Below are 19318 nucleotides of genomic sequence, written 5' to 3'. Positions count from 1 at the left end.
ACGAGCGGTGATGCGCGTGCTCTTTGCCTTCAGCGCGCGTTCGACCCAGGCCAGATCGTCCTTCGGACACGGCAGCGAGATGAACCACTCGCCCTCCAAGGGGTCGAACCCCAGCGAGTCCTCTTTGGCGTCGCTGCCGTCGATGGCGTCCTCGTTGTACAGACAATAGATGCGCGTTCGCGGGCCTTTGCACTCGACGACGATGGCGGCATCCTTGGGCGCCATGTCCGTGAGGATGGAGCTGGCGATGCCGGCGACGGACAGCAGCTCGTCTCGCTTGGCTCCGGATTTCCCCTGGGTCAGCAAGTCGACGACGAAGTCCCATGTCTCGACGGAGTCTCTGTGCGGTGATCCGCGGACCACGCGCTTCACCACAGTAGCGTTGCTCATTGCTTACCTTTCGGGCGCGCGGCCTTGGCGAGGGCTACAGCTGACTGAATATCGGCCAGGGTCAGCTTCGCGGGGGCCACCGCCACTTCTTTGCGCGAAGCGAGCGCGTTGGCTACAACCTTGCGAATCGTTCGACCGTCCAAGCCAACCGTGTCAGCGACCAACCGCTTGAAGCCGGCCTCGTGAGGCAGCTTTTCGATGCCCTTGAAAATCTCGCCCAGTTCCGTCAGGCATTCGGTCAGGATCTGCTCACAGGCATCACGGTTGGGGAGCGGAACCTCGAGCACCAGATCGCAGCGCGAGGTGAACGCAGCATCTATTGCCTGAGGGAAATTGCTGGTCGCGATGAACAGGATGTTGTTGAACTGCTCTGCCAGGGCGTCCAGCTGAACGAGGACCGCGTCGGTAGCTCGCATGACATCGACCGGGTTGGCGTCCATGCTGAGCTTTGAGCGGTCGACCGCCAGAGTTTCGACTTCGTCCAGCAGGACGATGGTCGGGCCGCGCATTGCCGCTTCAGCGATCGTCTGCGAGAACAGCTCAGAAACCGCCTTCTGCGTCTTGCCCATCATGGCGCTTCCGAGTGCGTGAGGGTCAACCTCCAGCAGCGTGAAGCCCGCCTTCGACATCAGCGCGGCTACCTCGTTTGCCAAGCCTCGCGCCAGCGAGGTCTTGCCCGTCCCCGGCGGCCCGACGAGCAGGATGGCGCCGTGCAGCGGTAGCACGGTACGCTTGACCTTCGGACGGACGGTGAAGTTGACGATCGCTTGCGAGACGAGGCGAGATTTGATGCCGTCGTCGACAACGATCGAGTTCCACAGATCTGCCAGGCCCCTATCAGGCAGCTTGACGATACGGTGGATGCCCTTGGGAGCTTCGGAATGGTTCGACATCAAGGTGTTTCGCAGTTCGAAGGAGGCGGTCCGCGCCGGGCCGTTTATGCGTTCAGGAAGCGGTCAAGCTGCTTCCCTTTGAGCGAAAGGAAGAAGCCCAGCAGTCCCAACCCGATGACAAGGACGAATGAGATCGGGTGCTCGGGAACCCACCAGGTCGTCACGCTGGGCAACACCTCAGCCAGCGTCAATGCCGGGCGGCGCTGCATTGCGGCCGGCACGGCGGTGATGACGTGCCCGACGAAGCCAAACATGCACCAGCACACCGCCACGTTGGTCAGAAATTGGCCCGCGCCCCGCAGCCGCCCACGCTGATAGAAGTAGTTAACAAACAGATCAAGCACCATCGGCCCCTGTAAACCCGCCTCACTCACATCACCACGATGCCAGTTTTAGACGGTGTGATTACTATACATAGTCATTATGATTAGGTCAAAGGGTTTTTGCGATGAGGTTCGAGCGGCGAGATAGGTATCATTCGTGGATGGAATCCCAGACCAGCCCAAACACGGCGCCGTCCTTAGAGGCCCTGACCCGAGTACAACGAGAGCGGCTGTCGCACATCGACTTCACCCTGTTCTTTCTTGGCGAGCTCAGACGAGCAGACGTTATCTCCAAGTTCGAGACCGCACCGGCTGGCGCCACCCGAGATATCGCTATGTATCGAGGTCTGGCCCCAGACAACCTAGATTTCGACAGCACGGGCAAGCTCTACCGGCCAAGCTCGAAGTTCAAGCCGCTGTTTGACCACCCTCCGCTACGCGTGCTGGCGACGCTCTCCCAGGGATTCAGCTTGGTCCAGGACGTAATGAGCGCGCCCGTCATCCCCTGCGAGTTCCCCGCCACCCTCAGCGCTCCCTCGGTCGAGGTCCTTGCTCCCATCACCCGTGCAATTCACCGGGGTAAAGCCGTCTCACTGGCGTACCACTCGGTGAGCAGCGGCAAGACTCGTCGAGAGATCGTGCCACTAGCGCTGGTCGACAACGGGGTTCGCTGGCATGTCCGCGCCTTCGACCGTCTGAGGAAGCACTTCACCGACTTCGTTCCGACGCGGATGGAAGACGTAGAGGTGCTCGAAACCAGCCCAATTGGCCGGGAAGAACGCGCAGACCAGGATGACCAGTGGAGCCGCATCATTGAGTTGAAGCTAGTGCCTCATCCAAACCACCCTCGTCCAGAGATAGTCCAAATGGACTATCCGATGCAAGACGGCGTCTTTACGGTCAAAGTCCGCTCAGCCAACGCGGGCTACATGCTCAGACGATGGAACGTGGACTGCTCCCCGGATCATCACCTCCAAGGTCTTGAGTACGCGCTTTGGCTTCAAGATCCTTTGTCTCTCTACGGATCCTCCAACGCAACAATCGCGCCGGGTTATGAGCCTCCGAGGATCCAGCTGGTGGAGCGAAGAACTGACGGACAGGCAACTGAGGCACCTTAGCCTGAGCTCGGGCGGCACTACACGTTCGATACGGACCGTGTCTTCCGCAAGGACGGCTTAATCTGGGGGCACGCAGAGCGAGAGGTGCCCCAGGCCGCCGCGGCCGTCCTCACAAGGAACAGGATGCTCCAGAGCAAGCATGGTGCGCTCTATGGCCTCCGCACCCTCGGGTGCAGCCAGGCAAGATTCGAAGCTAGGTCAAGGCGGGTCGCGAGTGACCGCAGGAGAAGCCTTCTTCTTCACTGGCAAAAACGGCGCGCGGCGACCTCGCCCTTGAATTACATGTAACCGCTTATGTCGCAGTGAGCCTCGGAGCTCTCGCCGTACTACCTTTGCTCCCCAGTCTCTCGCCCGGCCGCCGTTTCGCGGTCATGTCGGTTTTCCGCGAAATCATCAACCGGAGCACTCAGGCAAGCTACGCGTTGGGCAGCGCCAGACGCGAGGTGTCGCCGTCGCCCTCTTCGTGCACGTCACGCCCGGCATTCAAGCGCGCAATGTCTTCCAGCGTGATGTCACCGGTTACGTACACGCCATCGAAAGGCGATGCGTCAAAACCGGTGAGCTTGGGGTTGAGCGAACCGATGGCCTGCGTCATCGCATCCAGGTCCTGGTAGATCAATGCATCGCAGCCGATGCTCTCGCGGACCTCTTCCACCGTGCGGTTGTGCGCCACCAATTCGTCGGTTGTTGGCATGTCGATTCCGTAAACGTTCGGATATCGCACTGGAGGCGCAGCACTGGCCAGGTACACCTTTCGGGCGCCGGCGTCGCGCGCCATCTGCACGATCTCCCGGCTGGTGGTTCCGCGCACGATGGAGTCGTCCACCAGCAGCACGTTGCGGCCCTTGAACTCGCTGCCGATCACGTTGAGCTTCTGGCGCACCGATTTTTTTCGAACGCCCTGCCCCGGCATGATGAAAGTGCGGCCGACGTATCGGTTCTTCACAAAGCCTTCGCGGTACGGCAGTCCTAGCAACTGGGCCAGCTCCATGGCGCTCGGGCGAGATGTCTCTGGAATCGGAATGACCACGTCGATGTCACTCGGCCGCACGGTGGAGACCACACGCTTGGCCAGAGTCACACCCATGTTCAGCCTGGCCTGATAGACCGAGATGCCGTCCAGCACCGAGTCGGGTCGGGCCAGATAGACGAACTCAAAAATGCAGGGGTTGTGGCTGACCTTATCGGCGCACTGCTGAAAGTGCACCTTGCCTTCCATTTCGACAAACACCGCTTCACCGGGCAGCACGTCGCGGTCGAGCTCGAACCCGTTGCCTTCGAGTGCCACCGATTCGCTGGCGACCATCACACTGCCCTGGTCGTTGTGGCCCACACACAGCGGGCGGATGCCGAACGGATCGCGAAAGGCCAGCAGGCCGTGGCCTGCGATCATCGCTACCACTGCGTATGAACCCTTGACGCGCTGATGCACGCCGCGCACAGCGGCAAACACGTCGGCCGGCTTCAAGGTGATGCCGCGCGTGACCTTCTCCAGTTCGTGCGCCAGCACGTTGAGCAGCACTTCCGAGTCGCTCTCTGTGTTGATGTGGCGGTGGTCAGTTTGAAACAGTTCTTGCTTCAGCGCCTTCGCATTGGTCAAGTTGCCGTTGTGCACCAGCACCAGGCCGAAGGGCGCGTTCACGTAGAAGGGCTGCGCCTCTTCTTCGCTATAGGCGTTTCCCGCCGTGGGATAGCGCACCTGACCCAGTCCGCAGATGCCGGGCAGCGTACGCATGTTGCGGGTTCGAAACACGTCACGCACCATGCCCTTGGCCTTGTGCATGAAGAACTTGCGTCCCTGCTGGGTGACGATGCCGGCCGCATCCTGGCCGCGATGCTGCAGCAGCAGCAAGGCGTCGTAAATCAGTTGGTTGACTGGCGTTTTGCTGACCACACCCACGATTCCACACATGTTTCGATCCCTCAAAAAATCAAACCGTTCTAAGCAACATTTCGGGCCACTGGCTCTGGTAACAAGTGCTTGATGGCATGCTCCGTGACCACCCTGCCTCAGGCGCCCCCGCCTCTCTTGAACGAGGCGATCGCCACGGCACGCGCGTCTTTGGGAATTTCGATGGTCATGCGTCGGAGCCCCGGGAGATTTTGCTCAGCCGACCCATTGGCGAGCATTGCGCCACATCTGCGTCCAGGCGCTCGGGGCGGTCGGGTCCTGGTCGGTCCAGCTCATCTGGATGTTGCGAAACACGCGCTCGGGGTGCGGCATCATGGCCGTGAAGCGGCCGTCGGCCGTGGTCACGGCGGTCAGGCCGCCCGGACTGCCGTTGGGGTTGAATGGGTAGGCCTCGGTGGCTGCGCCGGTGTTGTCGGTGAAGCGCATCGCGGCGATGGCCTTGGTCGCGTCGCCCCGATGATGGAAGTTGGCATAACCCTCGCCATGGGCGACGGCGATCGGCAGGCGGCTGCCGGCCATGCCCTGCAGGAACAGGCTGGGCGATTCGAGCACCTCCACCATCGAAAGCCGCGCCTCGAAGCGCTCGCTCTGGTTGGTGGTGAAACGCGGCCAGGCCTCGGCGCCGGGAATGATGTCGGCCAGCTCGGCGAACATCTGGCAGCCGTTGCAGACACCCAGAGCGAAGGTGTCGGTGCGCGCAAAGAAACCCTGGAACTGCGCCGACAGCCCGGGGTTGAAGGTGATGCTGCGCGCCCAGCCGATGCCGGCACCCAGCGTGTCGCCGTAGCTGAAGCCGCCGCAGGCGACCACGCCCTTGAAGTCGGCCAGTTTCGCGCGGCCGGTCTGCAGGTCGGTCATGTGCACGTCGTAGGCCTCGAAGCCGGCCTGGGTAAAGGCATAGGCCGTCTCCACATGCGAATTCACACCCTGCTCGCGCAGGATAGCTACCCGCGGCCGCGTTAGATTGAGAAACGGCGCGGCCACGTTGTCGTTTAGGTCGAAGCTCAGCTTTGTGTGCAGGCCCGGGTCTTCGGGCCGGCCGGCGGCCGCGTGTTCGGCGTCGGCGCAGGCCGGGTTGTCGCGCTGCTGGTTGATCTTCCAGCTCACCCTGTCCCAGACCTGGTGCAGGTCGAACAGGCTGGCCGAGAACACGGCCTTGCCTTCGCGCCAGACCTGCAGTTGTCCCTTGCCCGCCTCGATTGCCGAATTGGCCGGGCATGTCTTGCCGACAAAGTGGCTGTGTTTGTTCAACCCATGTTCGCGCAGGGTTTGCATCACCGCGTTGCGGTCGTCGGTTTTGACCTGCAGCAGCACGCCCAACTCTTCGCTGAACAGCGCCTTGAGCGTGAGTTCCTCGCGCCGCGCGCTGACCTGGCCGGCCCAGTTCTTGGCGTCGCCCATCTCGGCGCGGCTGTCGCTGATGCCGTCGCCTTCGGTGACCAGCAGGTCCACGTTGAGCGCCACGCCCACGTGGCCGGCAAAGGCCATCTCGGCCGCGGCGGCCAGCAGGCCACCGTCGCTTCGGTCGTGGTAGGCCAGGATCTGGCCTTGCGCGCGCAGGGCGTTGACCCCGTTGACCAGGCTCACCAGGTCCTTGGCGTCGTCGAGATCCGGCGCCTCGCCACCACCCTGCCCCAGCACCTGGGCCAGCACGCTGCCGCCCATGCGGTGGCGGCCCTTGCCGAGGTCGATCAGCACCAGCGTGGTGTCTTCGAGGGCGTTGTTCAACTGCGGCGTGAGCGTGCCGCGCACGTCGGCCAGCGTGGCGAAGGCGCTCACGATCAGGCTGACCGGCGAGGTCACCTTCTTCGTGTCACCGCCCTCTTTCCACTGCGTGCGCATGGACAGGCTGTCCTTGCCCACGGGAATCGAAATACCCAGCGCCGGGCAGAGCTCCATGCCGACCGCTTTCACGGTCTCGTACAGCGCAGCGTCTTCGCCCGGTTCACCACAGGCGGCCATCCAGTTGGCGGAGAGCTTCACGCGCGGCAGTTCGATCGGCGCGGCCAGCAGGTTGGTGATGGCCTCGGCCACCGCCATGCGGCCAGAAGCCGCGGCGTCGAGCGCGGCCAGCGGCGTGCGCTCGCCCATGCTCATGGCCTCGCCCGCGAAGCCTTTGAAATCAGCCAGAGTCACGGCGCAGTCCGCCACCGGCACCTGCCAGGGGCCGACCATCTGGTCGCGGTGCGACAGTCCGCCCACGGTGCGGTCACCGATGGTGATGAGGAAACGCTTGGAGGCCACCGTCGGGTGGCTCAGCACGTCGATCACGGCTTTCTGCAGGTCCACACCGGTGAGGTCCAGGGGCGCCGGCGCGCGGGCCACGGTCTGGACGTCGCGGTGCATCTTGGGCGGTTTGCCCAGCAGCACGTTCATCGGCATGTCGACCGGGCTCTGCTGGGCTTCATCGGCCAGCACCAGCTGGCGTTCTTCGGTGGCGACGCCGATCACGGAAAACGGGCAGCGCTCGCGCTCGCAGAAGCCTTTGAACACCTCAAGCGACTCGGGTGCGATCGCCAGCACGTAACGCTCCTGGCTTTCGTTGCACCAGATTTCCTTGGGCGCCAGGCCACTTTCTTCCAGCGGCACGGCGCGCAGGTCGAAGCGCGCCCCGCGTCCCGCGTCGTTGGTCAGTTCGGGGAAGGCGTTCGACAGGCCGCCTGCGCCCACGTCGTGGATCGCCAGGATGGGGTTGTTCGCGCCCTGCTGCCAGCAGTGGTTGATGACCTCCTGCGCGCGGCGTTCGATCTCGGGGTTGCCGCGCTGCACGGAATCGAAATCGAGCGAAGCGGCGTTGGTGCCGGTGGCCATGGAGCTGGCCGCGCTGCCACCCATGCCGATCTTCATGCCCGGGCCACCAAGCTGGATCAGCAGCGAACCGGCCGGGAACTCGATCTTCTCCGTCTGCGTCGCGTCGATCACGCCGACGCCGCCCGCGATCATGATGGGCTTGTGGTAACCGCGCTGCACGCCGTCCACCGACAGCTCGTACTCGCGGAAGTAGCCCAGCAGATTGGGCCGGCCGAACTCGTTGTTGAAGGCCGCGCCGCCCAGCGGGCCCTCGGTCATGATCTGCAGCGGGCTGGCGATGTGCTCGGGCTTGCCGCCCGGCTGGTCGGAGAGGCCACCCCAGAGCTTGCCGACGGTGAAGCCAGTGAGACCCGCCTTGGGTTTGGAGCCGCGGCCGGTCGCGCCCTCGTCGCGGATCTCACCGCCCGCGCCGGTGGAGGCACCGGGAAATGGGGAAATCGCGGTCGGGTGGTTGTGCGTTTCCACCTTCATAAGCACATGGTGCGTGGCGGTTTCGGCCGCATAGGCCGGCGAAGCCTCACCGCCGGCACGGGCCACGAAGCGCTCGACCACGCTGCCTTCCATGATGGAGGCGTTGTCCGAGTAGGCGACCACGGTGTGCTGCGGCGCCAGCTGGTGGGTGTGACGGATCATGCCGAACAGGCTCTTGTCCTGCGCCACGCCGTCGATGGTGAACTGCGCGTTGAAGATCTTGTGGCGGCAGTGCTCGCTGTTGGCCTGCGCGAACATCATCAGTTCGACGTCGGTCGGGTTGCGCTTCAGGCCGGTGAACGCGGTCACGAGGTAATCGATCTCGTCGTCGGCCAGGGCCAGGCCCCAGTCGGTGTTGGCGCGCTCCAGCGCGGAGCGCCCGCCACCGAGCACGTCCACCTGCTCCATCGGCGAGGCGTGCAGTTCGGTGAACAGGGCCTGCGCCTGGCTGCGGTCGAACGAGACGTTTTCCGTCATGCGGTCGTGCAGCAGATCGGCGACAGCGCGCAACTGGTCGTCCGACAGGCTGGCCTTCTTGCCCAGCAGGCCGGACTTGAGGTCGACGCGGTACTCGACCAGGCGCTCCACCCGGTGCAGCGCCAGGCCGCAGTTGTGGGCGATGTCGGTGGCCTTGGACGCCCAGGGCGAGACCGTACCCAGGCGAGGCATCACCAGCAGGGCTGGCGCGCCGGCCTCTTCCAGCTTCAGGTGGGCCGGGGTGCTGGGTTCACCGTAGGTCAGCAGCTCGCCCACGCGCCGCAGCGTCGCCGCGTCGGGCTCGCCGTCGAAGCTCGCGAGGTGCACGAAGCGGGCCGAGAGGCCGGTGATCTTGTCGGAAATGCCCGCGAGACGGGGCAGGAGCTGCTGGACTTTGAAGTCGCTGACGGCGTTGCCGCCTTCAAAAAAGCGCAGGTGCAGGGACACGTTGGGAGCCTGAGGTGCGTAGACCCGGGGGAGGCGCGGGCGGAGTCGAGATTTTATGCGCGCGACCTATAGAGTCATCGCCCTCGATGCCTTGCGCCACAGGGGTCGAAGGGACAATCGTGTGCACCTGAGCATCACCTCCAAAGACGAGGCATGCACCATAGGCATGTAGGTGCCCCCTCCTGGCCTCCGAAGTAGAAACTATTTCACGCTGCGGATGTAGCAGGGCGCAAGCACTCTGAAGATCGGCAGACTTGCGGGAGAGGCTTGCCGCGCGCTTGGTCTGCCGTCTACGAATACAACTGGAGGCTCCGCAACACCTGTCCCGCGCGCAAATTGGCTCGCCGCCTTGGACATCGCGCGCACCAAGAATCCGCTATTTACGTACTTCCCGCTAGTGACTGGCACGTGCATCAGGTCGAGCCGTTCACGCGACTCGCCGACCGCACGTGACATTTGCCATGCAAATAGATGGCTTGAGCAACTCAGCGGGGCACTGCTGGCCCCCGCCGCACCTGCAGGCGGGTACTCCGATATCAGGGACGGCGTCCCCGGAACTCCCTTGGAACATCATCGACAACATTGACTTGAGAGACGTATTCCCTTTGGCCTCATCTAGACAGCGAAGTCATTCGTTGCATCACGCACATACCTTCCGCCGTTGACCGAGAACCACTCTGACCGCATGTAGATTGCATCAGACTGGGGGTTGGCAGGGCCGACAAGTTCGTACACCTTTCCACTCGCCGTCACAGCTCGACGCGACAGTGGGTCATATATCAGGACTGCTGAACTGGCACGTGACTTACCAGTGGCCGCACGATGTCCGACCAAGTGCGTGGAAAAAGGCTTGGCCTCATTGGACCATCCGCAGATGAACGCGGACCACTCCGTCAGATAGATTTGCGGCACTTCCAGTACCGCCGCCCGTACCCACGTCTGCTCCATAGACCGCCTCCTCGCTTCCTGATCACGACACTCTTTGAGCCACTCCGCACGCCCAACGCAGCTTGCTTGGGCATGCGAGCCGAGGTCACTCAGCAATTGTCCAAATCCCACATTCAATGCCTTCATATCGTATACGATATGTTCATTGGACGCTGAGACTGAACTGAGCGGCGACTGGAAGGGCAAGGCTCATGACGAACAAGCCCAGCGGAACACGGCTATGTGCCATTCGGTCACGCCTTCGGCACGCCGGTGCCGCGACGAGACATCGCTCGATTCGCCTCGCGCCTATGCACACTGAGAGGTTTAGATGCAAATGGAATGGCTACTGCGAGCACCAAGATGCGCGAACGGGAGTAGGCCCCTGATGAAAGAGTGCTAGTTGAGCAGCCATGACTCCAAGAGGCCGTACGTTCCTGCTTCAACGCCGCAGAGCGCAGACGTGGTGCTTTATCTCGATCTCGATGGCGTCGTTCAGCATGAAGCGGTGCTCTATCACCCCAAGCGAGGCATCTACATGAGCCCGATACAGACGGGGCGCGTCTTGTTTGAATGGATACCCATTCTCGAGGGGATTCTTCGACCGTACCCGGATGTAGCGTTGGTCCTGAGCAGCACTTGGTGCATTCGCCCTGGATATGCGAAGACGCTGGAACGTCTGCCCTCCTCGCTTGGATCACGATTCATCGGAGGGACTTATCACCGTCGCATCCACGGTGCTGACCCGGCCTCGCTCTCAGTATTTCGAGACACCGCCAGGGGGCTGCAGGTTTGGGAAGATGTCCAACGCAGAAAGCCTCGCCAATGGCTTGCTCTTGACGACGACGTGTCTGACTGGCCGCACTGGGCTCGGGAACACCTAGTCGCATGCGACGGAACCACGGGGCTTTCAGATTTCAACGTACAGGCGGAACTCGCAACCAAGCTCGCAAGATGTCATGAAGCATTGAGCGGCATCCAAGGGACCCAACCATGAGCCTGCGGCCCATCATCATGTTGGACTTCGACGAAGTGATTGTCTTGAATCGTCCGGAAGACGTGGGGGGCTTCGACGCGATCTCAGCAGATTCGCCGCCTGGTTTCTGGAAGCGCCTTTTTCACGAGCCGGCGATGACGACCTTGAAGGAAGCCATTGCAATGCATCACGCACGCGTAGTCATCACGACGAGCTGGCTGCGGTTCTTGGGGCGGGACGGGTTCGAGCACATCTTTAGACAAACGGAGCTCGATGTTCTTTCCAACAGTCTTCATGATTGTTGGGAAGCCCCCCAAAATCGAGGGGAGACTCGTGCACAAGCAATTGACAGGTGGCTGGCCGTCAACCATCGAGGAGAGCCATACGTCATCCTTGATGATGAGATCTCAGGTACCGGCCTGCGCAAGTCCATTCACGACAAGAGTAAGAGGGTCATCCTTTGTAGAGTTGACGTCGGTCTTCACGTGGGTCACTTGCCCATAATCCATGCTGCTCTGCTCAAGGCGCCGTAGCCAGGAAGTGCCCAGATGAAAGATGATTTTCCTCCAGGCGTCTTTGAAAGGCCCCCTGACTATCCGCCAGAGCGCGTCGCGCTTGTCAGGAAGAATATAGGGATGAGCCAGGCAGCGTTCGCAGCGGTGATGAACGTCAGTGTCTCGACGTTTCGAAGATGGGAGTCGCCTACCGCTGGCAAGCGTCCGCGAGGGGCGGCTGCCAGGTTGCTTCAGATCGTCGAGGTCAAAGGGCTTTGATGCCTAGCCTCCTGAACTATCTGAAATATGCAAGAGAACCGCAGCTTCTATATAGATCGCGCGGTGGATCTGGAAATTGCCAGACTCTGCATGCAGCAACATGCCGTGGGAGCTGAGTTGCTTCGTCAGTTACTCCAGGCGGCATTGCAATCAGTCATGACTGGCACGGTGGCCATAGAGTCACTGAGCGTAGTGAAAGGCACCGACTTGGACGAACGTGCGAGCAATGAACGGGTGCTTCGGACTGCCTACTTGGACAGGGAGTTTGACGACTTCGTTCGGAAAATGGCCTTTGATCTGGGATGTAGCAAGAGTGAGCTTGTGTGCTGCGTCATCGGACTGAGGTTTCAAGCCGCCCCACATACAACGCACATACAAGGAACGTAGCTAGATGCTCCTTTCTCTGCGTAGCGGGTTTCATCACGAGACGAGGCTTCGACGCAACTCATCGAGTAACCATCGTCCCGCAAAGCCAAGCACACGATCACGCCTGTGTGCCGCGTAGATGATCAGTCCTTCGGGCGGAGTGGGATCTTCGTGAACCTCGATCGCGGTGAGCTCCCCGGCGGCGATCATTGGCGCCACGAGGTGATCAGGCATGCGGCACCAACCGAATCCCGCCAAAAGAAAATCGAATCGACGACCGAGATCGACAAATCGCCAAAGTCTAGTGCCGGCCACCCCGTAATTTGCGCTGTCCGGGTCGACCGGATCCGACAGGACCAATTGGACATACGGAGCGAGATCGCTCTCTGTCGCCGGACGTCCTAACAAAGCAAGAGGGTGGCCAGGCGCAACGACCGCATGCATTCGAGCGCGCAGCAACGGATAGGCAGCAATGTCATCAGGGACGCCAGGCAGCAGCAAGCACAGGGCAATGGCTGCCGAACCACTGCGAAGCCGCCGTAATGAACCGCCCAGCCCTTCAGTCGAAAAATGCACCGGGAGATCGGGAAAGGTTTCACTCAGCGCGCGCAAGCTGCCAATCAGCGGTGCGGTTGGCACCAGGGGATCGATCGCAATCGTCAACTCTGGCTCTACACCCGCGCGCGTACTGGCTGCAATGGCCTCGAAACGAGTGGCACTTGCGAGCACCGACCGAGCTTGATCGACCAGTACACGCCCCACATCAGTCAGGCGCGGTCGGTGCCCTCGGCGGTCAAACAGTTCAACGCCCTGGATTGCCTCGAGATTGCTGACGGCTTGACTAATCGCCGACTGCGCACGCCTAAGTTCGCGGCCGGCGGCTGAAAAACTGCCGGCCTCGGCAATGGCCACGAGGACGCGCAACTGGTCGAGGGTGAGACTTCCAATCATTGTCCATCTCCAAAACTGATTAAAAGTATCACATTTTCATCGCTTCCGGTGAAGCATTTCGGCCCCTAAATTACTGCTACGACTCCACTTGTAGTTCTGCGCGGCAGTTGCTGAAGCTTTTCAGCCCATCCAGCGGCAGCCCGTGTATTGCTCACCCATTCCGAAAGAAAGAACCCTCAGATGAACAAGCTTCTCGTTGTCGAGACCAGCCCACGCGGCGACCGGTCCGTCTCGCGTCAAATGACCCAACGCTTCCTTACGGCATGGCGCACTGCGAATCCGGAAGGTCACATCGTGCATCGCGATCTCGCCAATCCCGGGCTCTGTTTCGTTACAGCGCCTTGGCTCCAAGCCTACTTCACACCGCCCGCAGATCAATCGCAAGCGATGAAAGAGGAGCTTCGACTGTCCGATGAACTGGTCGCCGAACTCCTTGTGGCTGAGCACCTTGTCATCTCGACACCGGTCTACAACTACAACGTCCCGGCCTCGCTTAAGGCATGGGTGGATCACATCGTACGCAAGGGCATGACGCTCGGCTTTGACGGGCGGGGTCTTGTCAAAGGAAAGAAGGCGACCTTGTTGATGGCTTCTGGCGGCGTCTATTCCGAGGGATCGCCAATAAAGGATCGCGACATCGCGACGCAATACCTTCGGCTCATCCTCGGAGTTATCGGCATCGAGGACGTCACTGTGGTGGCGGGCGGCGGGGCGAAAGCCGTCGACCTGCGTGAGCTGCGTATTTCGGTCGCTGCTGGACACTCATTTCGGTTTCTCTTGGACAGCGGGAACGGCGGGAGATGGACACCCAGTTCGACACTCGTGGACACGCACAATGTGCTGCCAGTAGGCGTTGACGCTGCGGCGCCCAGTTGCCATGTTGGTTTGCCGGGCAGGTGCGCGGCCGGCTAGACTTCACCAATCGGCCAGAAACAGCCATTCCTTTTTCGGAGGTAAGCGTGATGCAATCGGTATCGCCTGACGTCGAAACTCGGGCGTCGAGGGCGGCCTCGTACCATCCGTTGTGGGCACAAGCAACTGCGCATGCGTACTGTGCGACTGATGTGTCCGTTGAGGCCGTGAACCTCATCGGGCGTATGCGCTCATTGACGGACACAACGCGTGAAGAGCTACTGAAGGCGCTCTTGACCGAAAACTCGGTCTTGGTTGTGAGCTGTTGGACCTCCGAGAAACAGCCAGAACCGCTTGCGGGCGGTGGCAAGCATTATGTGTTCTTGCTACACCCCGATTCCTTTCAAGTTCTGCATGCTGGAATTGGAACCTGGCGGGCTTAGCCAGGAGTCCGCTTCGGGCCCATCAGGGACATTCGAGCTCTTGATGCCAACGTGTCGAAGCTGACGTTCAAACATTGAGCAACTAGGGAGACTCTGCTATGGCGCCCTCAACCCCCACGCCACGCCGCTTCGCGATGATCCGCAGCTTTCATCTTGCCGACTTCATCACACTGGGCAATGCCGCCTGCGGCGTTTTGTCTGTGTTCCTGGCGATGATGTACATGGCCAGCGGCTCGCTTACGCACTTTCTGCTGTCGGCCGCAATGACACCGCTGGCCTTCGTCTTCGACGTCTTCGACGGGAAGGTGGCGCGCTGGCGTCACCAGCATTCGCCGCTGGGCCGGGAGCTCGATTCGCTGGCCGACGTCATCTCCTTCGGCGTCGGCCCGGCAGCGCTGGGCTTTGCCGCGGGGCTGCAGAGCGGTTGGGACATCGTCATCCTGTGCTACTTCGTCTGCTGCGGCGTCAGCCGGTTGGCGCGCTTCAACGTCACGGCCGAACACCTGACCACCGACTCGGGCAAGGTGGCCTACTTTGAAGGCACGCCGATCCCCACCAGCGTGATCCTCACTGCATTGCTGTCATGGGCCGCCTGGCAGGGAGCGCTGGGAGCGCAACTGTGGGGAGGAGTATGGCAACTTGGGCCCTGGCAGTTGCACCCCATGAGCCTGCTGTTCGCGCTGTCGGGCACGGCCATGATCAGCAAGACCGTGCGCATCCCCAAGTTCTGACCAGTTTGCGGCTACATCCAGCACCACGTCGTTGGAGGCGATGCCAGGAAGCTGCCTGCGTAAACGGCAGCAAATGGCCGATTCCTGAAGTCTAGCCTTGGAGCTGGCGATCGGCTACCTATCAATATGGGAACGCCAGCTTGGCTCAGTTTTGCGATGGCTGCAGCCGCTCTGCAGCTGTAGGAACAGGCCGCCCCATTGCAAGGTAACGACCAGGAAAGCGCGACCTTATCAGCCAGGATTCAGAGCAGCTCGCCCTCTGATCTTGCGCATCGATTCGCCCTTCAGCTGGACCCGATGAGCTTGATGCACCACGCGATCAAGAACCGCATCCGCGACGGTTGGATCTGGGAAGAAACCGTGCCAAGTGTCCGCGGGGTACTGACTGGTCAGAAGCAGAGATCCCGTGCGCATGCGCCGGTCGGCAACATCGAGCAAGACCTGCGCTGCGGTTGGGGACATTTCCCCGATTCCAAAGTCATCAAGGATTAGCAGGTTGGGTTTGTAGAGGGCCGTTTTGAGTTTTGGCAGCGAGGCATCGAGCACCGCTTGACCGATGCTGGTGAAGAGGTCGTTGGCCACGTAGAAGGCCACGGTCATGCCCAGCCGACAGGCCTGGTGGCCGAACGCCGACGCTAGCCAGGTTTTACCCACACCCGTGGGCCCGAGGATCATGAGGTTCTGCTTTCGCGCGATCCAGCTGCAATTGGCCAACGTTGACATCAGCGCCTTGTCCAGCCCTCGACTTGCACGCGCGTCATAGTCTTCAAATGCGGCAATTTCCGGAAAGCCGGCCGATTTCACGAGGCGGTTGAGCTTGCGGGAATTCCGGGTGGAGACTTCCGACTCAAGAAGCAAACCGAAGCGATCGTCAAACGCAAGCTGTTGCAGCTTGGCCTGCTCTTGCTGGAGTTCATAGGCTGTCGCCATGGCGTTCAGGCGCAGTTCGCGCAACTTGTTCAAGTTCTGGGTATTGGTGCTCATGTTTAATCTCCGAAGTATTGGGCGCCGCGCAGGTTGTCGTGCTCCATGCGGGGCGGTGGCGTGGCAGGACGGGGCCGCAGGTCCGCCTGGTTGGTCAGGATCGAAGTGATGCTGCGCAGCGAAGTGATGTTCAGCGGGAGTGCGTAGCGGCAGACGGACTCGAAGCGATCCTCGCCATGGTCCCGCGCCAGATCTCGCATGCGTCGGGCAGCGCGCATGCCATTTGCGGGATCGCGCCGCTCGTTGAGGTGGTAGCCGATCATTTCCTGAGCACTGACGCCCACCGCAGTGGCCCATTGCATCAGCGCCTTGGGCTCGCCTTCCAGAACCCGCTGGTGGGCCACAGGCCGGTGTTCAGGAAGCGTGGTGCTGTTGCCCGGCTCAGTGAGCAGCGCGTGCAACGCTACCCGGCGGCCACCTCGAAACACCTCCACCATGGACGCGGTGATGCGCAGATCGACGCGCTCGCCAGCCAGTTGGGAGGGAACTGAGTAAAAGCAGCGCAGGTGCTCTACATGGTGGTCATTGCCCACGCGGACTTGATAGCGCCAGTCGCACAACTCGAAGCGCTTTTGCACAAGCGGCTTGAGCGTAGCGCGTTCATCGCTTTCAAACCTGCTGCGCCGACAGCCTGGCAGTTTCTTGAACGGATGATCGTTGAGCTCGTGGTTCAACCGGCGCAGCTCCTTGTTGAGCTCGTCGATGCTGAAGAACACCCGATCGCGCAGTTTGAACAGTATCCAGCGCTGCGCGATCTGCACGCCCACCTCTGCTTTGGATTTGTCCTTTGGGCGCCTTGGCCTGGCGGGTGCAGGAGCGGTGTCGTAGTGGTGGAGGCAGTCGCGGTAGGTCGGGTTGATAACCAACTCATCGCGGCTGCGGCGCCAGACAGCGGCCTTGAGGTTGTCACTGACCACCCAGCACGGTGCCCCCTCCAAGAACTCAAAGCACTCGACGTGGCACTGCACCCAGTCACCAGTCGTCTGGGTGGGGACGGCGTGCACAAAGGTGTAGTTGGAGTAGCCGAGCACCGCGATGAAGATTTGAGCAAACCGAGAGGGGCCGCCAGCAGGGTCTCGGATCTCCACGGTCCTGCCAGCGAAGTCCACAAACAACTTGTCGCCTGGCCGGTGTACTCGGCGCATGACTACGTGAAGATTCTTTCTCCAGGCCCGGTATCCGACCGCGAACTGGGTGTAGGCCACCCCTTCGGGGCATGTTTCCCTCCACTCGCGCCACAGCTGCTCCATGGTCGCATCGGGGCGTTGCATTTCCGTGTGCACCCACTGCCAGTCGGGCAGAGGTTTCCGCTGCGCAATGGAGCGATCGCGCGTGCCCAGGGTGTCTCGCCACTGATCGTCGTCAAGCGGCTCGATCGCTGACCATTCGTGCCCCTGCTTTCGCAGCATTCGGCGGAAGCTGCCGATCGTGGAAGGCGACATGCCCACGGTGCCGGCGATGGCGCGGTCAGAACTGTTGGGATCGTAGTAATGCAGGCGGGCGATTTCGCGCTGCAGGTGAATTGGAATGCGCATGGACTCACTTCTTGCGCAGCGCGGGAGGACGCGCTGCAAGGACGAGTTTGCCCAGCACGCCCAGCACTTGACGTGCCGAACGCTGCGACCGATACTCCATGCCACGAGATCTTTCCAAATCTTGCTGGCCTCGGCCGGACAAAAAGCCTGAGCTGCAACTCGGGCTTTTTCGTTTCTGGACGTGTAGTTTTTTTGCTCGGTGAGGCTCCTGGTTGCTGTTGATATGACGGCGCGATGCCATCGACATTGCGCGCGTTGTCGATATCCCCGTCCACGTTGCCGAAACAAGTGTCCACGTCGCCGAAAGAAACGTTTGGGCCGTCAAAACGGCAAGCTCGACACTTGGATCGGCACGCCGAATGCGGGGATCGGCCATCGTACGAAAGTCGATCAGGCCAAACTACTGGGCTATCTGGACACTTGAAATGCCGCTGTACCTCGACGACGCAGTGCCGCCACCCATGCCCCGAGCTTTCCTGGACGTTCTGCTCGATGGATACACGTCCTTCGGCGATGAGGCCGTGAACCCAGCCATGGTCATCGGCCTGCTGCGCGAACGCTTGCTGCCGCTCTTGCCGGACGTGCACAAGTCACTATTTGATCTACGGGGGCAGACCAGTTGGGATAGCCTCTGGATCCTCTACGCGAACCTTGCTACCGCCAGTGGTGGCACTGACAAGCAGCTCGGGGCAAGCGCAGCTGTTGTGAGCATCTTCGTGCGGCACACCACTCGACCACCGCGCGAGGTTGAGTTTCCTGCTCACCTGGAATTGGCGTCATTCGCGCGGATGGCTGACGTGCTGGGCCTGCCCAAGGCACATCCACACGTGGGCGCACAAGAAGTCGCTACGCCGCTCTACGCATTCTGTCGGTACTGCTGGCTGCCGCAGCGCTCGCGCGGCGTGTGCGAGAACCATTCCACCAACTCCACGTCTCGGGGCAGGGAAGGTGCTCCACTTTGCGCCGTGGCCACCCACAAACAGGTACAGCGGTTGCGCCTCGCTTTTGAGAATGAACTGAGCCGTCTGGTGAGCGCCGAGGAATGGCAGTTTCACGAGTCCGAGTTCAGCTTGGCGGTCATGGTGCCGCCATCAGGACTTGGCAACTGGTTGAAGGAGCGCCGGCCTGCTCTGTCGCAACAGCTGGATGCTGCTGGTCGCAAGGGTGAAGTCCGAGTGCTGCCCGCTTTGCTACGGGTTCTGTATGGGGACAAAGGGGTAGATGTGGCGCAGGCCATTGGGGGATCAGTGCACCTGCTCACCCCTACCACGGCCAGAGCAGAGGCCTGGCTTTGCGCCTGGGAAGGCAGAGCGAGTTGGGGCGGCCAGCGACGAGGTGTAGGCAAGCCTGCGGCGCCTAGCAGGATCAAGGACACCACTCAGCACAACCATTGAGTAGCCAACAATCCATGGTCCGCTGGGTGTTCTCGAGGGAGGTAAAAGTACCTCACTGACTGCGGTGCCGAACACGGTGTCAACGATGTCGAACTTGATGTCCAAGAAGTCCGAAATACGCATATTGATCCCGGAACCCCACTGGTGTATGTGGATCCGTCACAGTTGCACCAAGTCATTCTCAATCTGTGCACGAACGCAGTCCACGCAATCAGTGATTTGGACCATGGACTGCTGCGAATTTCAGTCTCCACCTGCGCAGCCCTAGCGGGGAAAGCCACTGGACCTGGAGAGGTGTTGCTTGTCACCGACCCTGAAGACTGGTCCGAGGAGAACGTTTGTGTTTGTGTAGAAGACAACGGCTGTGGAATGGACAGCATCACACTGGCACGTCTTTTCGAGCCCTTTTTTACGACGAAGGCTGTGGGGGAAGGCACTGGCCTTGGCATGTCAGTCGTGCACGGAATCCTTCGCGATCATCAAGCAGCAATTCGTGTCACAAGTAAGTTAGGAGCGGGCTCTTCATTCAGCGTCATTCTTCGAC

The 19318-nt window shown here is 61.2% G+C and carries 16 protein-coding genes; 7 read left to right on the top strand and 9 right to left on the bottom strand.

Translation table 11 applies throughout. From position 1 onward, the window contains the following. The 3 genes from Q0C59_RS11485 to Q0C59_RS11475 all read right to left on the bottom strand — a co-directional run. Positions 1-390: hypothetical protein (locus Q0C59_RS11485; RefSeq protein WP_291215446.1), on the bottom strand; the 390-nt coding region annotated here is incomplete at its 3' end. After that, positions 387-1283 carry an AAA family ATPase gene (locus Q0C59_RS11480; protein ID WP_026437714.1) on the bottom strand — a complete coding sequence of 299 codons (897 nt, stop codon included), beginning with the start codon at positions 1281-1283 and terminating at the stop codon, positions 387-389. The genes Q0C59_RS11485 and Q0C59_RS11480, both read right to left, overlap by 4 nt. A 44-nt stretch (positions 1284-1327) precedes the next feature. Beyond that, positions 1328-1630: a hypothetical protein gene (locus tag Q0C59_RS11475; protein ID WP_026437715.1), complete on the bottom strand. Its 303-nt coding sequence runs from the start codon at positions 1628-1630 to the stop codon at positions 1328-1330. 137 nt (positions 1631-1767) lie between these two features. Between Q0C59_RS11475 and Q0C59_RS11470 the strand changes: the two genes are divergently transcribed. Next, positions 1768-2724, top strand: coding sequence for a WYL domain-containing protein (locus tag Q0C59_RS11470; protein ID WP_034713353.1), 957 nt, complete (start codon positions 1768-1770; stop codon positions 2722-2724). Positions 2725-3139: 415 nt separating this feature from the next. Here the strand turns inward: Q0C59_RS11470 and purF are convergent, their stop codons facing one another. Together purF and purL are read right to left on the bottom strand one after the other, a co-directional pair. Continuing rightward, a complete protein-coding gene (gene purF, locus Q0C59_RS11465; RefSeq protein ID WP_026437716.1) occupies positions 3140-4636 on the bottom strand; it encodes an amidophosphoribosyltransferase in 1497 nt (498 codons plus the stop codon). A 195-nt stretch (positions 4637-4831) separates the two neighbouring features. Then, positions 4832-8842 carry a phosphoribosylformylglycinamidine synthase gene (gene purL, locus Q0C59_RS11460; RefSeq protein WP_026437717.1) on the bottom strand — a complete coding sequence of 1337 codons (4011 nt, stop codon included), beginning with the start codon at positions 8840-8842 and terminating at the stop codon, positions 4832-4834. Positions 8843-10232: 1390 nt separating this feature from the next. Here purL and Q0C59_RS11455 point away from each other — a divergent pair. Together Q0C59_RS11455 and Q0C59_RS11450 are read left to right on the top strand one after the other, a co-directional pair. Then, complete coding sequence (locus tag Q0C59_RS11455; RefSeq protein WP_081679736.1) at positions 10233-10766, top strand: HAD domain-containing protein; 534 nt, start codon at positions 10233-10235, stop codon at positions 10764-10766. Beyond that, positions 10763-11278 carry an HAD domain-containing protein gene (locus tag Q0C59_RS11450; protein ID WP_026437720.1) on the top strand — a complete coding sequence of 172 codons (516 nt, stop codon included), beginning with the start codon at positions 10763-10765 and terminating at the stop codon, positions 11276-11278. Before Q0C59_RS11455 ends, Q0C59_RS11450 begins: the two co-directional genes overlap by 4 nt. 660 nt (positions 11279-11938) lie before the next feature. Here Q0C59_RS11450 and Q0C59_RS11445 read toward each other — a convergent pair. Further along, the gene (locus Q0C59_RS11445; RefSeq protein WP_251708768.1) at positions 11939-12835 is read right to left on the bottom strand and encodes a LysR family transcriptional regulator; all 897 of its coding nucleotides are present in this window, start codon (positions 12833-12835) and stop codon (positions 11939-11941) included. Positions 12836-13015: 180 nt separating this feature from the next. On the opposite strand from Q0C59_RS11445, the gene Q0C59_RS11440 reads away from it, so the two are divergent. Continuing rightward, a complete protein-coding gene (locus tag Q0C59_RS11440) occupies positions 13016-13747 on the top strand; it encodes an FMN-dependent NADH-azoreductase (RefSeq protein ID WP_081679744.1) in 732 nt (243 codons plus the stop codon). 481 nt (positions 13748-14228) lie between these two features. Continuing rightward, the gene (locus Q0C59_RS11435) at positions 14229-14861 is read left to right on the top strand and encodes a phosphatidylcholine/phosphatidylserine synthase (protein ID WP_026437512.1); all 633 of its coding nucleotides are present in this window, start codon (positions 14229-14231) and stop codon (positions 14859-14861) included. Positions 14862-15092: 231 nt separating this feature from the next. Here the strand turns inward: Q0C59_RS11435 and istB are convergent, their stop codons facing one another. From istB to Q0C59_RS11420, 3 genes are read right to left on the bottom strand one after another with little or no spacing between them, the layout of a single operon-like run. Next, positions 15093-15845: an IS21-like element helper ATPase IstB gene (gene istB / locus Q0C59_RS11430; RefSeq protein ID WP_026437513.1), complete on the bottom strand. Its 753-nt coding sequence runs from the start codon at positions 15843-15845 to the stop codon at positions 15093-15095. A gap of 2 nt (positions 15846-15847) precedes the next feature. Beyond that, positions 15848-17380: an IS21 family transposase gene (gene istA / locus Q0C59_RS11425; protein WP_026437514.1), complete on the bottom strand. Its 1533-nt coding sequence runs from the start codon at positions 17378-17380 to the stop codon at positions 15848-15850. A 4-nt stretch (positions 17381-17384) separates the two neighbouring features. Next, positions 17385-17756, bottom strand: coding sequence for a hypothetical protein (locus tag Q0C59_RS11420; protein WP_155885301.1), 372 nt, complete (start codon positions 17754-17756; stop codon positions 17385-17387). A 49-nt stretch (positions 17757-17805) separates the two neighbouring features. Between Q0C59_RS11420 and Q0C59_RS11415 the strand changes: the two genes are divergently transcribed. Both Q0C59_RS11415 and Q0C59_RS11410 read left to right on the top strand, forming a co-directional pair. Beyond that, positions 17806-18774: a hypothetical protein gene (locus Q0C59_RS11415; protein WP_026437515.1), complete on the top strand. Its 969-nt coding sequence runs from the start codon at positions 17806-17808 to the stop codon at positions 18772-18774. 144 nt (positions 18775-18918) lie between these two features. Then, the coding region (locus Q0C59_RS11410) for an ATP-binding protein (RefSeq protein ID WP_366518855.1) at positions 18919-19318 on the top strand (400 nt) is incomplete at its 3' end.

It is taken from the genome of Hydrogenophaga sp. (genome assembly GCF_022844385.1).
Taxonomy (GTDB): domain Bacteria; phylum Pseudomonadota; class Gammaproteobacteria; order Burkholderiales; family Burkholderiaceae_C; genus Hydrogenophaga.
Note: the sequence above shows the minus strand (reverse complement) of the source record. Positions and strands in the feature narration are given on the sequence as shown.

Coding starts and splice junctions, on each gene's coding strand:
- istA (WP_026437514.1), bottom strand. CDS start 17,380: ATGCGCATTCCAATTCACCTGCAGCGCGAAATCGCCCGCCTGCATTAC.
- Q0C59_RS11450 (WP_026437720.1), top strand. CDS start 10,763: ATGAGCCTGCGGCCCATCATCATGTTGGACTTCGACGAAGTGATTGTC.
- istB (WP_026437513.1), bottom strand. CDS start 15,845: ATGAGCACCAATACCCAGAACTTGAACAAGTTGCGCGAACTGCGCCTG.
- Q0C59_RS11420 (WP_155885301.1), bottom strand. CDS start 17,756: ATGGCCGATCCCCGCATTCGGCGTGCCGATCCAAGTGTCGAGCTTGCC.
- Q0C59_RS11480 (WP_026437714.1), bottom strand. CDS start 1,283: ATGTCGAACCATTCCGAAGCTCCCAAGGGCATCCACCGTATCGTCAAG.
- Q0C59_RS11440 (WP_081679744.1), top strand. CDS start 13,016: ATGAACAAGCTTCTCGTTGTCGAGACCAGCCCACGCGGCGACCGGTCC.
- Q0C59_RS11435 (WP_026437512.1), top strand. CDS start 14,229: ATGGCGCCCTCAACCCCCACGCCACGCCGCTTCGCGATGATCCGCAGC.
- Q0C59_RS11470 (WP_034713353.1), top strand. CDS start 1,768: ATGGAATCCCAGACCAGCCCAAACACGGCGCCGTCCTTAGAGGCCCTG.
- Q0C59_RS11445 (WP_251708768.1), bottom strand. CDS start 12,835: ATGATTGGAAGTCTCACCCTCGACCAGTTGCGCGTCCTCGTGGCCATT.
- Q0C59_RS11415 (WP_026437515.1), top strand. CDS start 17,806: ATGCCGCTGTACCTCGACGACGCAGTGCCGCCACCCATGCCCCGAGCT.
- Q0C59_RS11475 (WP_026437715.1), bottom strand. CDS start 1,630: ATGGTGCTTGATCTGTTTGTTAACTACTTCTATCAGCGTGGGCGGCTG.
- purF (WP_026437716.1), bottom strand. CDS start 4,636: ATGTGTGGAATCGTGGGTGTGGTCAGCAAAACGCCAGTCAACCAACTG.